General features: G+C 44.5%; 17 protein-coding genes. 4 read left to right on the top strand and 13 right to left on the bottom strand.

What is annotated here, in order from left to right:
- Positions 1-74 precede the first annotated feature (74 nt).
- A complete protein-coding gene (locus tag IRJ18_RS09995; protein WP_194106033.1) occupies positions 75-1,811 on the top strand; it encodes a thiamine pyrophosphate-dependent enzyme in 1,737 nt (578 codons plus the stop codon).
- A 160-nt stretch (positions 1,812-1,971) separates the two neighbouring features.
- Here IRJ18_RS09995 and IRJ18_RS09990 read toward each other — a convergent pair whose 3' ends face one another.
- The 13 genes from IRJ18_RS09990 to IRJ18_RS09935 form a co-directional block, all read right to left on the bottom strand.
- The gene (locus IRJ18_RS09990) at positions 1,972-2,970 is read right to left on the bottom strand and encodes an MBL fold metallo-hydrolase (RefSeq protein WP_194106032.1); all 999 of its coding nucleotides are present in this window, start codon (positions 2,968-2,970) and stop codon (positions 1,972-1,974) included.
- An 88-nt stretch (positions 2,971-3,058) separates the two neighbouring features.
- Entirely contained in the window at positions 3,059-3,889 is an 831-nt protein-coding gene (locus IRJ18_RS09985) for an alpha/beta hydrolase (RefSeq protein ID WP_194106031.1), read from the bottom strand.
- Positions 3,890-4,000: 111 nt separating this feature from the next.
- Complete coding sequence (locus IRJ18_RS09980; protein ID WP_194106030.1) at positions 4,001-4,606, bottom strand: TetR/AcrR family transcriptional regulator; 606 nt, start codon at positions 4,604-4,606, stop codon at positions 4,001-4,003.
- Between the two features lie 40 nt (positions 4,607-4,646).
- The gene (locus IRJ18_RS09975; RefSeq protein WP_194106029.1) at positions 4,647-6,191 is read right to left on the bottom strand and encodes a DHA2 family efflux MFS transporter permease subunit; all 1,545 of its coding nucleotides are present in this window, start codon (positions 6,189-6,191) and stop codon (positions 4,647-4,649) included.
- A 201-nt stretch (positions 6,192-6,392) separates the two neighbouring features.
- Positions 6,393-9,113, bottom strand: a complete 2,721-nt coding sequence (locus tag IRJ18_RS09970; protein WP_194106028.1) for a carboxypeptidase regulatory-like domain-containing protein — start codon at positions 9,111-9,113, stop codon at positions 6,393-6,395.
- A 125-nt stretch (positions 9,114-9,238) separates the two neighbouring features.
- A complete protein-coding gene (locus IRJ18_RS09965; RefSeq protein WP_194106027.1) occupies positions 9,239-9,793 on the bottom strand; it encodes a hypothetical protein in 555 nt (184 codons plus the stop codon).
- Between the two features lie 12 nt (positions 9,794-9,805).
- Positions 9,806-11,854 carry a polysaccharide lyase family 8 super-sandwich domain-containing protein gene (locus IRJ18_RS09960; protein WP_194106026.1) on the bottom strand — a complete coding sequence of 683 codons (2,049 nt, stop codon included), beginning with the start codon at positions 11,852-11,854 and terminating at the stop codon, positions 9,806-9,808.
- Positions 11,855-11,981: 127 nt separating this feature from the next.
- On the bottom strand, positions 11,982-12,260 hold the full coding sequence (locus IRJ18_RS21140; RefSeq protein ID WP_262893268.1) for an isocitrate lyase/phosphoenolpyruvate mutase family protein: 279 nt from the start codon (positions 12,258-12,260) through the stop codon (positions 11,982-11,984).
- Entirely contained in the window at positions 12,242-12,811 is a 570-nt protein-coding gene (locus tag IRJ18_RS09955; RefSeq protein ID WP_262893267.1) for an isocitrate lyase/PEP mutase family protein, read from the bottom strand. The genes IRJ18_RS21140 and IRJ18_RS09955 overlap by 19 nt, the downstream gene beginning before the upstream one ends.
- 102 nt (positions 12,812-12,913) lie before the next feature.
- Complete coding sequence (locus IRJ18_RS09950) at positions 12,914-13,123, bottom strand: hypothetical protein (RefSeq protein WP_194106025.1); 210 nt, start codon at positions 13,121-13,123, stop codon at positions 12,914-12,916.
- 123 nt (positions 13,124-13,246) lie between these two features.
- Complete coding sequence (locus IRJ18_RS09945; RefSeq protein ID WP_194106024.1) at positions 13,247-14,689, bottom strand: arginine deiminase family protein; 1,443 nt, start codon at positions 14,687-14,689, stop codon at positions 13,247-13,249.
- Between the two features lie 218 nt (positions 14,690-14,907).
- On the bottom strand, positions 14,908-15,831 hold the full coding sequence (locus tag IRJ18_RS09940; RefSeq protein ID WP_194106023.1) for a hypothetical protein: 924 nt from the start codon (positions 15,829-15,831) through the stop codon (positions 14,908-14,910).
- 124 nt (positions 15,832-15,955) lie between these two features.
- Positions 15,956-16,378, bottom strand: coding sequence for a secondary thiamine-phosphate synthase enzyme YjbQ (locus IRJ18_RS09935; RefSeq protein ID WP_194106699.1), 423 nt, complete (start codon positions 16,376-16,378; stop codon positions 15,956-15,958).
- Between the two features lie 122 nt (positions 16,379-16,500).
- Here IRJ18_RS09935 and IRJ18_RS09930 point away from each other — a divergent pair, with 122 nt between their 5' ends.
- The 3 genes from IRJ18_RS09930 to IRJ18_RS09920 all read left to right on the top strand — a co-directional run bounded on the left by IRJ18_RS09930 (position 16,501) and on the right by IRJ18_RS09920 (position 19,383).
- Positions 16,501-17,526 (top strand): aldo/keto reductase, encoded by a 1,026-nt coding sequence (locus IRJ18_RS09930; RefSeq protein WP_194106022.1) that lies wholly within the window; start codon positions 16,501-16,503, stop codon positions 17,524-17,526.
- A gap of 11 nt (positions 17,527-17,537) precedes the next feature.
- Positions 17,538-18,554, top strand: coding sequence for a zinc-binding alcohol dehydrogenase family protein (locus tag IRJ18_RS09925; RefSeq protein WP_317174065.1), 1,017 nt, complete (start codon positions 17,538-17,540; stop codon positions 18,552-18,554).
- Positions 18,555-18,729: 175 nt separating this feature from the next.
- Positions 18,730-19,383, top strand: a complete 654-nt coding sequence (locus IRJ18_RS09920) for an ABC transporter ATP-binding protein (RefSeq protein WP_194106021.1) — start codon at positions 18,730-18,732, stop codon at positions 19,381-19,383.
- Positions 19,384-19,385 lie beyond the last annotated feature (2 nt).

The following is a 19,385-nucleotide window of genomic DNA, read 5'->3' as shown; positions in this document are numbered from 1 at the left end:
ACAGGTATTTATACTAATATACAAACTTTAAAAAGCCACACGTGTTGCTTAATAAGAATATTACATCAATTACCATGGCAAAAACAGTGGCCGACCAATTAGTAGAAATGCTGGTGAATGCCGGTATAAAAAGGATATATGCCGTTACCGGCGATAGTTTAAATGAGGTGAACGATGCGGTGCGCCGCGAAGGCAGCATACAATGGATACACGTACGCCACGAGGAAGCGGGGGCCTACGCCGCGGGCGCCGAGGCACAGTTATCGGGTTTGGCCTGTTGCGCTGGCAGCAGCGGACCGGGGCATGTGCATTTAATAAATGGTTTGTACGATGCCCACCGCTCGGGTGCGCCGGTACTGGCCATTGCCTCCACCTGTGCATCGTTTGAATTTGGTACCGAATATTTCCAGGAAACCAACACTATTAAACTCTTTGCCGATTGCAGCCATTATAATCAAATTGCCACAACGCCCAAACAGTTACCGCGAATGGTACAAACAGCCATACAAGCCGCTTTGCACAAAAAAGGGGTAGCAGTGGTAGGACTTCCCGGCGACGTAACAAGTATGGATGCCGAAGAAATTAGCACCGCTATGCAGGTGTTTAACCCAACGGCCAGGATGTTGCCTACTGATGCCGATTTGAAGCAATTAGCCAGCCTGATTAATAAACACAATAAAGTCACCATTTTTGCCGGTATTGGCGCTAAGGACGCGCATGATGAGGTGGTGGCATTATCACAAAAGGTACATGCACCGGTAGGCTATTCCTTCCGGGGTAAAATGAGTATCCAGTATGATAACCCTAACGAGGTAGGCATGACTGGTTTGCTTGGCCTGCCATCCGCATTTCATAGTATGCACAATTGCGATTTGCTGCTTTTACTGGGTACCGATTTTCCATACACGCCATTTATGCCAACCGAATGCGAAATAGTGCAGTTAGATACTAACCCTGCGAATATTGGGCGCCGCGCTAAAGTAACTATGGGTTTACAGGGCACGGTAAAAGACACGCTGGAAGCGCTTTTACCCTTTGTCAAACAAAAAACAGACGACAGCTTCCTGCATGAGGAACTGGAATTTTATGCAGGGGTTAAAGAAAATATGCAAACCTATGTGGATGATAACGGTGAAACTAATCTCATCCATCCCGAATTTGTTGCTGCCGCGATAGATGAGTTGGCTACCCACGATGCCATTTTTACCGTAGATACCGGCATGTCATGCGTATGGGGCGCACGCTATATTAATGCTACCGGCAAGCGTGAAATGCTGGGTTCTTTTAATCATGGCTCCATGGCTAATGCTATGCCGCAGGCGATGGGCGCTGCGTTAGCTTGCCCCGACCGGCAGGTTATTGCGCTTTGCGGGGATGGCGGCATATCCATGCTGTTGGGCGATCTGGCTACTATCGCACAATATAAATTACCCGTGAAGATCGTCATATTCAATAACCGCTCGTTAGGTATGGTGAAACTGGAAATGGAAGTTGCGGGGATACCTGACTGGCAAACCGATATGGTGGACCCGGATTTTGCAGCTATCGCAATAGCAATGGGTATTAAAGGGATAACCGTTAGGGAACCGAATGAAGTAAAGCAAGCAATTAAAGAAGCGTTTGACCACAATGGCCCGGCATTATTAAATATTATGACCGACCCGAACGCGCTGGCTATGCCTCCAAAGGTTGAATTTGCACAGGTAAAGGGGATGGCGCTATCCATGACCAAGCTTATGCTGAACGGTAAAATGGAAGAGGTGCTGGATACAGTTAAATCAAATTATAAACACTTAAAGGATGTTTTGTAACCATTGGGTATTGGTGATCAATCACTGGGTGATATGGCGCTGTACAAGCTGTGAGAAAAGTAGGGTAACATCCTGAGTCCAGGGGCTCTGGCGTGTAGGATGTTAACTTATACCGCGTTGAATGCCTTGTATCTGCTCGCCAAAAAGTGTGTTATCTATATCAACTCAAAAATTGCTTCCACCATTCTGAATTGAATGCGCCGTCCACATCAGTCGGTGTTCCCGGCGATGGCAGAAATAACTCTATTTTTTTCTCCCTGGCATATTGCAGCAGCAATTCTACAGGCTCGTACCAGGCATGCGGGGCCAGGTTAAACGTGCCCCAGTGTATCGGCATCATTACTTTGCCTTTCAATGCTAAATGCGCGTTACTGGCATTATCCGGTCCCATGTGTATATCGGCCCAATGCTGGCCGTAGGCGCCTATCTCTAACATGGTCAAATCAAACGGGCCAAAGGCATCGCCTATATCATTAAACCCGCTAAACCAACCCGAATCCGCCCCGAAGAAAATATTATGCGTGTGCCCCTTTATTACCCACGATGACCATAGCGTTTCGTTACGGTTAATAATGCCACGACCTGAAAAATGGCGGGCAGGTGTGGCCGTAAGCACACAATCGTGGCCTATCATCACGCTATCGCCCCAGTCCATTTCATGGATATAGTTTTTTATGATACCAAACTTTTCCAGGTATTGGCCAACCCCAAGCGAGCAATAAAACGGAATAGTAGTGCCGGCAAAGAACTTTATAGTACCCTTGTCCAGGTGGTCATAATGATCGTGCGATATAATAATGGCGTCGAGCGGTGGTAATTCCTTCAGTGGCAACGTCGGGGCAAAAAAGCGTTTGGGCCCAAAGCTTTGCGAAAACGATACCCTGTCACTCCAAACAGGATCGGTCAATATACGCTTACCGTCAATTTCAATCAGTAAACTGGAATGGCCAAACCAGGTAATGCGCAAACCGTTAAGTGGAGCAGCGTTGTATACCGATATATCTGTTTTAAACGGGCCTAAAGGTATTTTAGGGGTGTTCTCGGCTTTATTGGTGGCGTATTCCACCAGTATTGGTATTAGTTTTGCAAAACCCGCATCAGTAGTTGGTATCGGGTTTAAATATTTGCCTTCTTTCTTTATCGATCCTTTTAATGTCATTCTATCTGCAGGTATGAGCTATATACATTTTTAGAAAGTAAACGCAAATAACGAAATATGGTTATATACTTTATATTACTTTCACAAATTAGTTACGCAAAAACTTAACCGTCGCGTCGCAAAACTCCTGCATTTCCACGGTTAAAGTGTTGTATGGATAGGGGTGAGCGGTATTAAGGACATGATCGGCCTTTTGGATCACTAATAATTCAGCAGCAGGCTGCGCGGCTTTCAACTGGTGGGCATGGTTTAGTGGTATAATAGTATCCATATCGCCGTGAACTAATAACCAGGGTACGGTTATTTCGGCGGCCTTGGCGGCTATATTTAATCGTACAGGGTTGCGGTCCAGGTCATCCAGTAAACCCGATTTTACGGGCATTTCCATACCCGTACGCCCATTTAAAAAATACTGAACGCCTTGCAAACGCCATTGCGCTTCGTCCTCTTCCAACCATAAATTCCGGAAGCCTGCTATGGCTGCCATGGTGACCAAATTACTTACGCGTTTATCTTCGGCGGCTTTTATAATGCTAATACCGCCACCCATACTATGTCCCATCAGCGTAACACTTTGCGCACGGGGAATTGCGGTGCCGTTACAGGCAAAATCTATTATACGGCCCAGATCATCCAGTTCTATACTAAAGGTGTTTTCACTATAGGCTATCAGGTCGGCATAATTAACCGGCTGAGCGGGCGTGGTGCCGTTGTGCGAGTAATTGAATTTCAGGAAACGGAAACCTTGCCTGGCAAAATAATCGGCCATCAGGTTGTATGCGCCCCAATCTTTAAAACCGTTAAACCCATGCGAGAAGATGATCATTGGCCCGCGCGACCTGGTATCGTCATAAGTAAGGTCTGCCAGCATTAAACGGCCGCCGGCGCCTGCAATTGTATAATTCTCTTTTTTGATCATGATAAATTAAGCGGCGGAAATGTAGGGATTTTTCAGGAATGGTTAACCCTATTTAATATAGAAAAACGCCCCCACAAATGCCGGTATTTTTCCAAACTTGTGAGGGGGGCTCTATTTTTTTAACTGACCTATCAGCGCAGCTACCGTTTTTAACACAATATCTAAATTGGCTGGTGTATTCGTAACTTTAGATATCATTACCCCGCCTTCAATAAGTGCTATAATAGATAAAGCAATCTGCTCGTGGTCTAAACCCTGTTTAAACTCGCCCGATGCTACCCCCGCTTTTATTAAATTCATAATGGCATTGCGCCAGCTTTGTATGGCGCTGGCCGCCTTTGCGCACAACAGGGGGTTAGTATCATCGGCTTCAACGGCTGTGTTTAATATGGGGCAACCACCCTTTACAAAACCCGACCGACGGGTAAAACTGTGGTACACAGTGGCATAAACCATCAGTTTATCATGATAAGTTTGTGACTGGGCAATTTTATCGGTAATTGTTTTTTTGATGATGGCATAGTTATGATCAAAGGCGGCCAACGCTACTGCCTCTTTATTCTCAAAGTTTCCATAAATACTGCCTTTGGTTAAGCCGGTCGCCTCCGTAATATCCGACATAGAAGTACCCTCGTATCCTTTGGTATTGAATATAGGGGCCGTTGTTTCAATAATAAAACGCCGGGTACGTTCGGCTTTTGATAATGATTTATCCATGATATGTAAATATACCAATAGGTATTGACGTTTTAAAAAATTAATGATCGGACACGACAACTACCGGGCCTTTAGTACGGCGAATAACAAATAACAATAGGGGCAATGTAAATGCAAAAAGCAACCCGATAAGCAAAAATGCATCAAGATAGCTTAATAAGGCCGATTGCTTAACCACCGACATATCTATTAACGCCATGGCTTTTTGTTTAGCCTCAATTAAACCGGCCCCTTTAGTTTGAAAGTAGCCGGTATAACCTTGTAATCTGCTGAGGGTTTGCGGGTTTGTTGCTGTTATGTTAGTGATCAGGTCTACCCGGTGCAGGGCAAAACGCCGGGCGGTATAAGTATTTACCAGCGATATGCCAAACGACCCGCCCAGTTGCCGCATCATATTATTTAAAGCTGCTCCCTGCGGGATGTCTTTAGGTTCAAGCGATGATACGGCCAGTGATGTTAATGGTACCGTTAAGCAAGCCATTCCTATTGCCCTGAAAACAAGATTAAGGCTGATGGTCGCTGCCGAAACATCGGGGTTAATGCGGCTCATACACCAGTTAAAATACATAAACATAAAGAAGCCAAAAGCGATAATATATATTGGCGACACCCCTTTTTGCAAAAGCTTCCCTGAAAACATCAGCGCAAACAAAGCCAGAATGGCACCGGGCAATAACAGCAAACCGCTTTCGGTAGGGGTAAAACCTAATAAACGCTGCGCAATAACCGGGGTAAGAAAAATAGAGGTGAACATCCCCAAGCCAGTTACAAAAGTTAAAATAGCGGATATGCTTAACGTTTTACTTTTCAGTACGCGCAGGTTTACAACCGGGTTGGGTATATGCAATTCCCAAAATATAAATGCTGTTAAGGATATAATGGCAATAACCGTAAACAAAGTAATATAGCCTGTGGCAAACCAATCCTCGGTTTGGCCACGTTCTAATACGGTTTGCAACGTGCCCACACCAATGCTTAACAACGCAATGCCTGTCCAGTCCACCGCTGCAACTTTTGGTTTTATCGCAGGTTCGGTGAGTAAAAAATAGCATAATATAGCAGTGACCGCACCTAAGGGGATATTGATATAAAATATCCAGGGCCACGAATAGTTTTCGGTAATAAAACCACCCAGGGTAGGCCCAATGGTTGGCCCGATGAATACACCTATCCCAAATAACGCGGCAGCCATGCCCTGTTTTTCTTTAGGGAATAACTCAAACATAACAGCCTGCGACACCGATAACAGCGCCCCACCGCCAATACCCTGTAAAAAGCGGAAGAATACCAGCACCCAAATGTTTTCGGCATTACCACACATGAACGAACAAAACGTAAATAAAACTATAGATCCGATATAATAGTTACGCCTGCCCAAATTAGCCGTAAGGAAACTGGTGATAGGGATAATGATGACATTGGCTATAGCATATGATGTAATAACCCAACTGGTATCCTCTATGGTTGCGCCCAGGTTGCCGCTCATGTGGGACAAAGCAACATTAACAATAGAAATGTCTATCAGTTCCATAATGGCCGCCCCTATAACGGTTACCATTAATAATTTTCTTTGAATTGGGCTCATGTTGATTAGTAAAAATACCAATTGGTATAATAATAAAAATAAATATAGCCGGCGAGTCGGCTGTTGTGAAATTCGCAACAAATGTATATATAGTAAAATACCAATTGGTATATTTTATGTCATAAATTGAGACCTTGTTAGATGATACAAAAAAAGAGACACCGGTTATGGCGTCTCTTCGCAGTTTATAAATAGTTTATGCTATTGCACTCTATATCGGTAAATAAAGCGGCCAATATTACCATCTTTATCTATACCTTCAACTACCGCCCGGTAGCTACCGGTACCATCAGCGTTATTGAATTGTAACAGCGTGCTGCCGGTTGTTTTATCAGTTAATACTTTAGGGTTCCAGTATATGGTGCTGCGTAAATCTACCCCGGTATTGATTGTGCGCGCAGGATTGTATTTTGGCGAATAAAACTCTTTTACAGGTGTATAGCCATGCGGTGTAAATTCAACCAGATACGGCGGCGGAAGTAACTTTTGAAGATCGGCCAGTTTCATTGGGATGCCTTTTGGCGCTTTTTTCTTATTGATAACCAGTACACCATCCGTACCGTCACGCTGGTTTATACCGCTCATGCCATCTTTAAAAAATATTTCTACCGATTCCACATCGCTGGCTACAACGCTTTGCAGGTAATTCATATCTACCTGTAAACCATCCATATATACTTCCATCGGTTTTCTAATACCTGCGTTATAATCCCTGGTCACATAAAAGATATTGTCAATGTAGGTTAGGCCTAAAGCCATACTTTGAAGGCAGCTTACAAAAAAGGTGCAGCCTTTAAAACGTTCGCCGTCAATTAAATGGTCTGGCTCGGGGCTTAAGCCAATTAGGGCCGACTGATCAAGATGGCCAAGCCTTCGTGGGGCTGCTGCTGCTTTAATTACCACTTCCTTCAGTTGGTGTGTATTATTATAAACACGTTTACTGTTTTCAAGGTAAGGGCGCATGGCACTGTCAATATTCAAACGTTCATCGGGCAGGTTAATAATACGTGTTGGCGACGGGTAGGTTACACCGTCTATTTGTAGCATTACGCTGTTATAATTTACGTTATCACGGGCATTAATAGTCACCTTGGTCGAATCGTTAACCATTACGTTCTCAAACTTAAATTGCCCCTCAGAATTGGTGACAGTTTGCGCCGAAAAGTTTTTATCAGGTATCAGCAAGCGTACATTTCCTTTAAAAATGGGTAACCCTGTACGGTTACGCAGCGTGCCCGATATAGTGATACCTTGTTCGGGCAGTAAGGTTATTTTAGGCGTTTTCCCCATTAATACATCCCTGAAGACAAAGCGGCGATAGCCTTGGGTCATCATTAATACGTCCAGGTCGGCAGCGGTTTTTTCATCGGGTTTTTTAAAGTAATAATTTGGTTTTTCTACATAGCCCCTTAAGTCGGATGTAAGCAGTAAACTGGTTAAAATCGTGGTTTCGGCATCCTCATCAACGGGTACTTTCTTTTCATCTATTACCGATACCGATAAATTAGCTTCAGCCGGCAGTGCCCCATTTTTAGCGCTTATCGTCATTTTTACGGGCTGCCTATGCAGGTATAACGGCTTGTCGGTATTTATGGCAAGGTTTAGCAGATCGTTACGCTGAATGAATACCAGGCGTTCGGCCACAGGGTAGCCATTTGGCCCAAACAAGGTTAATTGTAAAGTACCTGATTGAAATTTGGTTTTTGGGATAGGGGCGGAAAAGACCTGCTTGTTTATCTGTTGCTGTGCGGCATACTTAATAAAACCGCCCTGCGACCCTATAATGTAAAAATTCTTATTCTGGTTAGCATTAAGATAAACTTCATTACATGTAATACGCACCGCCAGGTTGTCGGGATCGTTATTTATAGCTAACAGGGTTATCCCGCTGGCTTGCACGCGTGGCAAATCATAGCTTCCCTGCGAGCCATCGGCAAAAGAGACATTAGCTTTGTAACTTTTACCCGCCTCTGGCTGAAAAGCAAACGCGCCCATACCTAGGTGCTGCGATGCAAATGTAGCAACGCTTTGACCCTGATTATCAACAATGGTGCCTTTTACTTCAATACCTAAACCATCGGCTTTAATAGCTTTAATGGCTACTTTAACCGGTATACCGGCTATAAGCTGTCCACCTTCCGGAAAAAACTGTACATCCTTACCCGTCGCGGCCGATTTTAACGGGAAGATATTGGTTACGTTTTTTGTGCCGATATCTAAAGTAGTGAATAGTGTTGAAGCACCCAGGGTGATAGAGGGGGTAGGTGGCAGCGTTATGGTTAAATAACCGTTTGCATCTGTGGTGCCGCTGCCCTTGCCTGTCTCATCATGACTGGCCTCGGTACGCCATTTAACTTTCTTATCTGCGTAAGGCCTGCCGCTGGCATCTTTATAAAATATTTTAACGGTTACGCCTTGCTGCGGACTGGTACCACCGCTAAAGTTAACGTTGGTCAACACTTCTTTATCAATGGGGTTGCCAATTGTTATTACTTTGGTGAACAGGTAGTTGGCATCAAAATTCAGGTTCCAGTTAGTATAGGCGCGCAAGCGGTAATTGCCCTGCTTGTATGATTGTACAGGCAGCGGGATCATTCCCGGCGCTACACCATTTACCACAGGCAGTTTAATGGATGCCGTTAACGAATCCTGATCGTTATACATATCAATATAAACAATCTTGCTTATTTGCGATGGCTGGTGGATATCAGCTGTAAGATAAGTTTTTAGCCAAATGGTATCTCCTGCAGCGTAATAAGGTTTATCAAAATGCACATATACCTTCTCTATTGGATAATCGTTAGCGTACTTTACCGATCTGTCGATAATGGTTTTTAAACTCAACGTATCGCGCTGTGCAAAAACCGAAAGACAGGTAAAAAACAGTAAAATAAAAGCAGGTAAAATTTTCTTATAATTCATTGGTAACTTAACAGAAAAATGGATGGCTGAATATAGCGTTATAAAGACAATAACGTAAAATATGCCGCTTTATTTAACATTTTTTTACAATGTGGTAGTAGTGTTACAAAATAAAAGCTGATAAATCAAAAAGACTCATTTTGTCCGCCAATGTTATATTCTAACTGCTGCCCGCCTTCATTTGTGATATAAGTGGCAACGTCGGCTTTTTTGCGGTCACCTTTTTCCAGGTAATCAATATTTACCGCGCAATCACCAGGTATTTTCATCCAAATAGTTTGACTTTCCCCAGCATTTAATTTATCAATATGTTTAGCACTGCAGCCATTAATACGAATATCGGTAAGAATATCTTTGGTACTATTATTAAAAGTGATGCGGAGTGTATTTGCTATTAAGCCGCCAAGAAAGAAATAGAAGAATACAATGGGAATGTTTATCAACATAAGGCCGGCAGAGATAAGCAGCTTTTTGCGATAATTTGAATTGGCAATGGCGTTAATAAGTATCAGAACAAGTATAACAATATTAACAAGGCCTGCAATCATAAAGAAAAATAATCCAATGAAGGCAAAGTCAGCAGATAGACTGATGAAATAAAAAAATAAGATGGTTGTACCGATTAAAAATGATATAAGGGCTGTTATTCGCCCAAGCCCTATATATGTTTCGGATGTCATATCAAGCCAAATTTATAAAACTTTTATCGTTGATCCTAGTATTTCCCCTTGGGGGAACTGCGCTTGTACATTTTTTTTATTAAGCGTAATATTAGCTACTGTTAACTTTCGGGTAGGATCTGATGCCCAAACTTCGTAACCTGCCGGCCCGGCTTTGCATATAAGCATACAAGGCTGGTCGGTTTGCAGGCGCTGGGTTTCGGTTAGATGCAATGTCCCGGGTTTGTAAAATACCACGATAATAGTCCCTGCCGATTGCACGGCCTGGATATCTTTGGTATTGGATATAATCTTCACCGGCAAATGCGGAGCAAGTTTGCGGGTAGCCACTACCCCATACGCGGGTTTTATCATGTAGCTGTACTTATCTGAATTGTTGTGGCCGATATACCAGGTAATGGTAGAATCAATAGAAATTTTCCCGGCCGACTGTTTATCCACCATTCCCCAATCTGCTTTGCGGCGACTGATGATGCTTTTTAACTCCGTACTTTTATCCGGGAAGAAATAGCCTACGCCATCCTGCCACATCCAGCCTTCGCCCTTTAGTTGTTTACCGCCGGTGCGGTAATTGTAATAACGCTGGTTAACAGTAGTTACCACATTTTTTATTTGCGGCGATGTGATACCAGCGCCCAGGGCCACCATCATATCGTTAATAAAAAAATAACTTTTATAAGCGCTTACCTCCATTCGGTTATAATACATAGCGCTGGCGCCTACTATCCCGTTTGATATTTGCCCCACAAAGCCGGACTGATTACTGCTGGTCAACAATTTGGCATCGGTGACTACAAGTGTAGTATCGGTTGTGGTGCCGGACAGCATATTCCAGCGCCACAGGGCCTGTATGTTTTTATACTCGTTACCAGTGCGCTGGATAAGTGTTACTCCATCACTAAGGTAGGCACCTAATAAATTTTCGCCGTTGATTGATTCTGTCTTTTTTACAAACGGCCCGTGCATCTTCACACTCATCATATACTGGCCCGATTGCATTTGCACCATATAATCGCTGCGCCAAAAGCCTTTGTTGCCCGCAAGTGTACAATTTGATGCGGGGTTTAAACCATCAAGAAAATACTTGCAGGCATTATTATCGAACGATTTGATCAAATTAAAATCATCATACAAGTTAGCGCCCCGCTTTTCTGCAAAACCCGGGCGTATTTGGCGCCCAATAGCGGTAATATCCATGGCGCCTTTAAACACCGTCCACCGCAAACCATCCGAGCAGTAGTTGAAAATGATCTGCTGTTTATCACTACTAAACGCAAACGACGTATTTGCCGTCAATCTTATCCAAAATAATAAGCTATTGATAAAATGCAGCCCATAGTTGCCAAACTGCAGCATTGTGCCATGTTGCTGAAATGAGTTGTCGGCTTGTATACCCTCGGCGGTAGACTGGGTGATGACCGATTGCATGCTGTTGATAGCCGTGGCAAAGGCGGCCTGGTCGCGGTGCAACAGTGCTATACGGGCTTCAATATCTTTTTGCCATATTTTATTTTGTCCGGTCGGGTTCTTTTGCTGGCGCTCGCGGCCAACCTGTATGTTATCTAAATAAGCAATCTCACCGGCATTTGCGTCCTTTCCCAGCATCAGCATAATGCTGCTGTAGACATAAGGTACGTTGATCTCATTTTGCCACCAGTTATTGCACTTAAAATCGTTTTTGATATAGAAAGCCAGGGCACGATGAATACCTTCCAAATATTGCGGGTTGTTAGTCTTATAGTATTGGCGGCACAGCAGCATTACCCGGTACAAGTGCCATACCGGCGGCCATGAACTTGGGATATCGGCGCGGCTGTAATCAAGATCTTTCCAATTACCTTCGGGCGTTAGGGCCTTAAAATAACCTGCGGCATCCGTATTGTAACGGATATCATCTGTTAAACGGAAGCTTTGTTCTGTCGCGTAAGCTGTGTCAGATAATAAAAGCTTGCGGCACTCCTGGCGAACGTCGTCAAGCTGGGTAGGGGGTACTTGTTGCGCTTTAGCTTTGAACGAGATCAGGCAAACAATAAGCAACACCAGCGTAGGTAGTTTATTCATGGCGGCGTAATTTAAAAAAATCAGCCCGTCATCCCGAATTTATTTGAGATTGCACATGTATAATTGAGAATCAAGTTGCAGACTTGCTTATAGATGCTAAAAATTCAGCAGGGGCAAGGGGGCCGGATCACTCAAACATCTTATTGATCTCGGCATATAGTACGGCATTTTTAGTAAAGTCAAATGTGCCATGCTGCTTTATCTCTTTCGCTGCGTTTATAAAACTGCCATAAGCCGCACGGGCCAGCGCCGAACCTAAACTAATGCGTTTAACACCCAACGCTGCCATATCATTTACTGTTAGGGATGAACTACCTAAACCTACCACCACATTTACAGGCTTAGGCGCTACGGCTTTCACTACAGCCTCAATTTCTTCACGTGTTTTCAGGCCTGGGGCAAACAATGCATCCGCGCCTGCTTCGGCATAGGCTTGTAAACGGCGGATAGTGTCGGGCGATCCACCCGGCCGCGGATCAGGTTTTCTGCGCGGGCAGTCAGGGTAAAATGGAAAGGCAGGCTGCGCGCAGCTTTAACTGCTGCTTTTACACGCGCAACCGACAGATCAAAATCGTAAATAGGATCATCCGCACGCCCGGTTGCGTCTTCAATAGAACCGCCTACTAACCCAACCTGTGCAGCTAATAAAATAGTTTCTGCGCAAGCTTCCGGACTATCGCCATAGCCATTTTCCAGATCGGCAGATACTGGTAAGTTTGTTGCCGCGCAAATGGCGCGTGCATTTTCCAGGGTTTCATTGCGGCTAACTACACCTTCACCATCGGGTTTAGCTAAAGAATAAGCCAGCCCGGCACTGGTTGTAGCCAAGGCTTCAAATCCTAAACTTTCCAGCATTTTGGCCGAGCCTGCGTCCCAGGGGTTAGGTATTACAAATATGCCCGGGCGCTGGTGCAGGGCTTTTAACGTTTCGGCTTTGGCGTGTTGCGATGCGTTCATAAAAAAATGGTATTGGATAAAACGAAGCTACAAAATACTAAACAAAAAATCCCGGAAATGGCACAAACCACCTTCGGGATCTTTCATATTAAAAATAAATAATTACGCTTTCACTTTGGCTGTCTTCACAACATGTTTGGTTTTAGTGCCGTTGTATTTTTTGTGCTTACTAAATACATTGTGCACCTTTTGCGGGATGGTAGTAGTTTTTTTGGTTTTCACCTCATCTTTAGCTACTACAGTTTTTGATTGGGCGAAGGCTAAGCTAATTAAGCAAAGCATCGCAACACATAAGCTTGTTATTTTTTTCATGGGGTAATATTGGTTTGTTTGAAAAGAATAACCACGGTTGTTTTAAAATGTTTTTGCTAAAGATTGAAAATCAAGAGATAAGAGTCAAGAAAAATACTTGATTCCTGATTCTATATTCTTTCCTCAAATACCGTCTCTCAATATCGGCATGCTCATACAATGGAAGCCACCGCGTGCACGGGATAGCTCGGCCGAAGGCATAAGCACCAGGGTATCTTTCATCGTCTGCGGATCCAGTTCCTCACGTTCAAATTTCTGTAACAGGTCGGCTACTTTGATCACTTTGAAGCCCGATTTTTTAAAAGCTTCCACCGTTTTGGTGTTACGGTCGTAACCCAGCACTACGCCTTCGCGTACAGCCAGCAAGTTGCACGAATCAGTCCATTGCTCGCGCGAATCGTACGGAAAAACGCCATTGCCCGAATATATGAATTTGGTAGGCTCGGTACTATGCAGGTCGTTCCGACTGATATCGTTCAGTAGATCTTCAATACAGCTAAACGTGCGTGGCGATTGCTTGCCGGCTTCAAACTGTAATATCTCGGTTTTATCTTTCGATTTTTTATCGCCGAACCAGGCAATAGGCTCAGCCGTTTCCACATCAATTTCCATTTTGCCTAAAGTGCCAAGCAATACCCAAACATTGCGTTTTACTTGTGTGAACACAGTGTCAATGTGCATATAATCGCGCTTGTGCGGAATTTTTACAATGGTTACCTTACTTACTACCTTGTTTTCAAACAACAGTTTAATGGCCTCGTTAGCGCCGCTTACCGAGGTGCGTTCGCTGCAGCCAATAATAACATGGCCCGGACTAACTACCATTACGTCGCCGCCCTCCAGCGTGGTTTTTCCGTCAGTATCTTCGCCGGGGCGAAGAAAGTGCTGAACGGTTTCAGGGATCTCTAAAATATTATCGCGATAAGCGGCGAACAGCGGATGGTTAAAGAAGATATACCGCACCAGTAATGTTTCGCGCGAGCGGGCTTTTTTAGCGGGTTTATTGATGAGGATATGTTTATTGATGACAATGCCAATATCCCGCGAGAAAATAAGGTTAGGGATAGGGGCGAAGATCATCTCATCATCTGTTAATGCACCCGAGATAAATATTTTAGCCAGCTCGACCGGCGAGGTTGCCACCAGTTTTTCCTGCAGGCGGTAAGTGCAGCCCTCGATGGCGCAAACCGAGGCCACCAGCTTTTCGCGTATGCTGGCGTCTTCTAAAATATCAGATAGCAAGGTTTGTAGTTCGATCACCTTGGTGGAGGCATGGAAGCCGGCGTTATCAGGTTTAAAGAAGTTACGCTCGCTGGTACGCGAGTTGATCTCATCTAACCGGCCTTGTATTTTATCCGGATCAAGGAAATACATCAGTAGCTTAACGTAATGGTCATACTCGTTTTTGCGCATGGTATCCAGGTGCACAATATCTTCAAAAAGCCAGTCCTGCGCTTTGCTGGGCACAACTTTGCCCAAACCACTATCGGGACTATGGATTAACAAAGCACGCAACGCGCCTATTTCAGAAGTTACATTAAGCTCAAAATTTTTATCGGACAGCATAAATGATCGGTAGATAACACAAAGCTATTGGATTTATTGATATTTCTATGCTTGCATACTAATCTTAACAAAACGGACACGCCAAATCATGGTTTACATGGTTTACAAAATCTGAGTAATTTTTCTAATTAACCATTTGATAATTAGGTTATTATGATTTTTTTAGGCAAAAATGTGTAAACCATGATTTTGCCAACTTCGACTTGCTAATCTTAACATTAGCTTTTTGTTCCCTTTACAGAAACAATCACTTCGCTGGTGTGGGGCATGCCGAGGGTGGTGCCCGGTATAACTTTTAAATAAGCCTTCATGTAGCCATTCACAATTCCTTTCATTATCCGCGGGTACGATTCGGCAAATTCGGGATCAAGCGGCACCATTGATTTACCGAAACTCATTTGCCCTTTTTCATCCACATAAATGGTGAAATAGTAATTAAAATCATCGTAAGCTTTACGGATGGTGATGTTATACTCCGGCGACAGGTAATCTATCGGCGGGCCATCGTTGTCGGTATCGGCGCGGTCATCGTTAACTACACGCTCAACCGTAACTAATGGCGATCTGCTGATCAGCTGTGCCACATTACGCGCGGCGAAGGCCTTTTTATGGTCGAGCGTTGCCTCGGTCACTTTGCGTTTTATAAATAAGGTATCCTTACGGGTGAAAACCTGCATGGCTAAAGGCTCCTTGTGCAGTACGTTTTTAATATAGTTATTAGCATACAGCGTCATATAAACGTTCGAGTTTTCGTTATCTACCACTTTGCCGCTCACCCGCAGTACCTGGAAGATCATACTGTCTTTACTTAACTTTTTTAAGCGCAAATAAGCCCAGGCAATGTTAAAAACTGAATCGTGGTCCCAAATTAGCGGCGCGTTTACAAATATTTTCCGTTTAGGGTTGTAGATGTGTACTGAATCATCCGAAGGGATAGAGAAGCGCCAGTTGGGGTCAAGCTCGTAACCTTTCTCGTTAAAACTATAACCTGTGCTAAAGTAGCGGCGCACCTCGGTATAATCAATATTAAAAACTTTTTTAAAAGAAGGCGGTGGTTTTACTGCCGGTGGTTTGGGTTGCTGGCAGGCAGTGAAAGCCAAGACTGTTATAAATAATAAACTGGCGTATTTTAGAAAATTCATATGTACATGGCGAAGATAATAAAATGTACAAATGGTTTTGATGTGCAGATGTGCGAATATGCAGATATGCAAATGCGGTATAACGTGCAAATATGCACATTAAAGGATCATCTGCACATCAAAATTACGCTCCCCAGGCGGTGATGACTAGCTTACGCGCCTCGCCATCGTTGCGGTGCTCGCATAAATAAATGCCTTGCCATGTGCCTAAAGCCAGGCGGCCATTGGTTATGGGTATGGTGACCGAACTGCCCAGCATGGCCGCTTTAAGGTGGGCGGGCATATCGTCGGGGCCTTCATCATCATGGCGGTAATCGGGGTCGTTTTCGGGTACGGTTTTGTTAAAATACATTTCAAAATCCTGGCGCACGGTGGGGTCGGCGTTCTCGTTAATAGTAAGCGATGCCGATGTATGTTTAATAAACACCTGGCACATACCTGCCTGTAGTTCTGCTATCTGTGGCAAGGCGTGTGTTATTTCGTTTGTAATAAGGTGGAACCCGCGTTTACGTTCGCGCAGTTGTATCGCTTGCTGAAATATTTTCATCATAATATGAATACAATATTACCGCAATGCGGTTTTAAAAGCTATTTTAATGCAATTGAATTTTTATTATAAATGTATTTACGACACATATTTATTTAATTTTGAAGGCTAACCCTCCAATTATGACGATAAAAAAATCCGCCAATCTTAATTTACCCAAAGTAATATTTGGTACCAGTGGCCTGGGAAACCTGTATGTAGCTATGGATGACGATGCCAAATGCGAAATTGTTGAACAGGTGGTGAGCAATTCGCAGAAGCCGGTAGTGTTTGATTCGGCGGGGAAATATGGCGCGGGGTTGGCGTTAGAGTCGTTAGGAAGATGCCTGAAGCGCCTGGGGGTTAAACAGGAAGATGTACTGATAAGTAACAAACTGGGATGGGTTAGGACAGAATTAAAAACGCCGGAGCCTACCTTTGAGCCCGGTGTATGGCGCGACCTGAAATTCGACGCCGTACAAAAAATAAGTTACGATGGCATATTGGATTGTTACCGCCAGGGTAACGAATTGCTGAATGGCTATAAAGCTGACCTGGTATCGGTACACGACCCGGATGAATACCTGGTCGCGGCAACAAGCGAAGGCGACAGGCAACAACGTTACCGCGATGTGCTGGGCGCTTACCGGGCACTTGGTGAATTAAAGGAGCAGGGCGAGGTAGCGGCGATAGGCGTAGGTTCGAAAGACTGGCGGATGATACAGCAGATATCAAAAGATATTGAACTGGATTGGGCCATGATAGCTAACAGCATGACGGTGCACAGTCACCCGAATGATTTGGTGGCCTTTATGGAAGAGCTGGAGCGTAAAGGTGTGGCTATTATCAACTCAGCAGTGTTTAACGCGGGCTTTTTAATTGGGGGCGATTATTACAATTATCACCTGATGGATAAAGAGACCCACGCCGATCTGTTTAAATGGCGTGATGACTTTTTTGCCTTGTGCAGCAAATATGATATTAAACCAGCTGAAGCCTGTGTAGCGTTTGGTCTGCACGCGCCCGGGGTAAAAAGCATAGCCTTAAGTACCACCAATGCTGCCCGGGTAAAAGGAAATATAGCAATGGCTGATGTACAGATCCCGGCAGCGTTTTGGGATGAAATGAAAGCCACAGGATTGATAAATAAAAATTACGCTTATATATAGGCGTTAAAAAAATGATGAAAGTATTAGTTTGTGAAGAGCCGGGAAAACTGGCCTATGAAGAGAAGGAAGCAGCGGTTGCCCAACCGAGAGAATCTTTGATCCGTATTAAGCGGATAGGCATTTGCGGCACCGATTTGCACGCCTATGAAGGTACGCAGCCATTTTTTAGTTACCCGCGTATACTGGGGCACGAACTATCGGGCTATTTGGTTGAACCCAATGGCGCCGAAGGGTTTACAAAGAATGAAGCAGTGACTTTTATCCCATATTTTAATTGCGGTACGTGCATTGCTTGCCGCAGTGGCAAACCCAATTGCTGTGCCAGTATTAAGGTATGTGGTGTGCATGTAGATGGTGGAATGGTGGAATATTTGGCGGTGCCATCGTATGCGTTAGTGCATGGCGAAGGTTTAAGTTATGATGAGCTGGCTTTGGTTGAACCATTGGCCATTGGCGCCCATGGCGTGCGGAGGGCAGGAGTAGAGGCTGGCGAATATGTGCTGGTAATTGGCGCTGGGCCTATAGGTTTAGGTACTATGGAATTTGCCCGCATAGCCGGTGGCAAAGTAATAGCTATGGATATGAACCAGGGCCGCCTTGATTTTTGTCGCGATAAGCTAAAAGTTGACCATATCATTAACGTTACTACCGACGACGTGATGCAAAAGCTAAGTGACATAACCGGCGGCGATATGCCTACAGTGGTTATTGACGCTACAGGCAGCCTGCGGGCCATCAATAATGGTTTTCAATATATGGCGCATGGCGCAAGGTATGTGCTGGTAGGTTTGCAAAAGGCCGAGATAAGTATCAGCCACCCCGAATTTCATAAACGCGAAGCCACCCTGATGAGCAGCCGCAATGCCACCCGTGCCGATTTTGAGCATGTAATAGCATCCATGAAGAAAGGATTGGTCGACCCAACTAATTATATTACCCACCGCGTGAAGTTCGACGAAGTTAAAGATCAGTTTGAAAGCTGGCTTGATCCGGCCAACGGGGTAATAAAGGCTATGGTGGAGTTGTAGGTGATTCACCCCGACATCGTTTCACTCGTCGACCCTCTCTTCGCCTTTGGCTGAAGGAGGGTGGGAAGTACTATTTGATAGTAAATCTCTCTTTCCGCGGAACGCGAAAAGAGGGAGGTCTAGTGCAGCGTGGACCGGGTGAGTTAAAATCCAGCCAAATTATTAACTTTACCGCATGCTTAAAGCTACAGCTATCCATAAATCGTACGGGAACCTGCATATTTTAAAGGGGGTAGACCTTGAAGTTAAAAAGGGCGAGATTGTGGCCATCGTCGGTGCATCGGGCGCAGGTAAAAGCTCGCTGCTAAATATTATGGGCACGCTGGATAAACCAGACTCTGGTCAGCTTTTTTTTAACGGGCACGAGATAAGTAAGCTGAATAGTAAGCAATTAAGCAATTTTCGCAATCGTAAAATAGGTTTTATCTTCCAGTTTCACCATTTACTGGCCGAGTTTAACGCTTTGGAGAATATTTGTATCCCCGCTTTTATTGCCGGTACACCCAAAGCCCAGGCCGAAAAGCGAGCTATGGAGTTATTGGATATGTTAGGGTTAAGCGACAGGGCTACACACAAGCCAAACCAGCTTTCGGGCGGCGAACAGCAGCGCGTGGCGGTAGCCCGTGCCCTGATAAATAAACCCGACCTGATATTTGCCGATGAACCATCGGGTAACCTGGATTCGGCTAATGCGCGCGATTTGCACGAGTTGTTTATAAGGCTGCGCAAGGAGTTTGACCAAACCTTTGTGATCGTAACCCATAACGAAGACCTGTCCGATCTGTCCGACCGTAAAGTGATAATGAAAGATGGTTTAATTACAGCCTGATC

The organism is Mucilaginibacter boryungensis (assembly GCF_015221995.1).
GTDB lineage: Bacteria > Bacteroidota > Bacteroidia > Sphingobacteriales > Sphingobacteriaceae > Mucilaginibacter > Mucilaginibacter boryungensis.
Note: the sequence above shows the minus strand (reverse complement) of the source record. Positions and strands in the feature narration are given on the sequence as shown.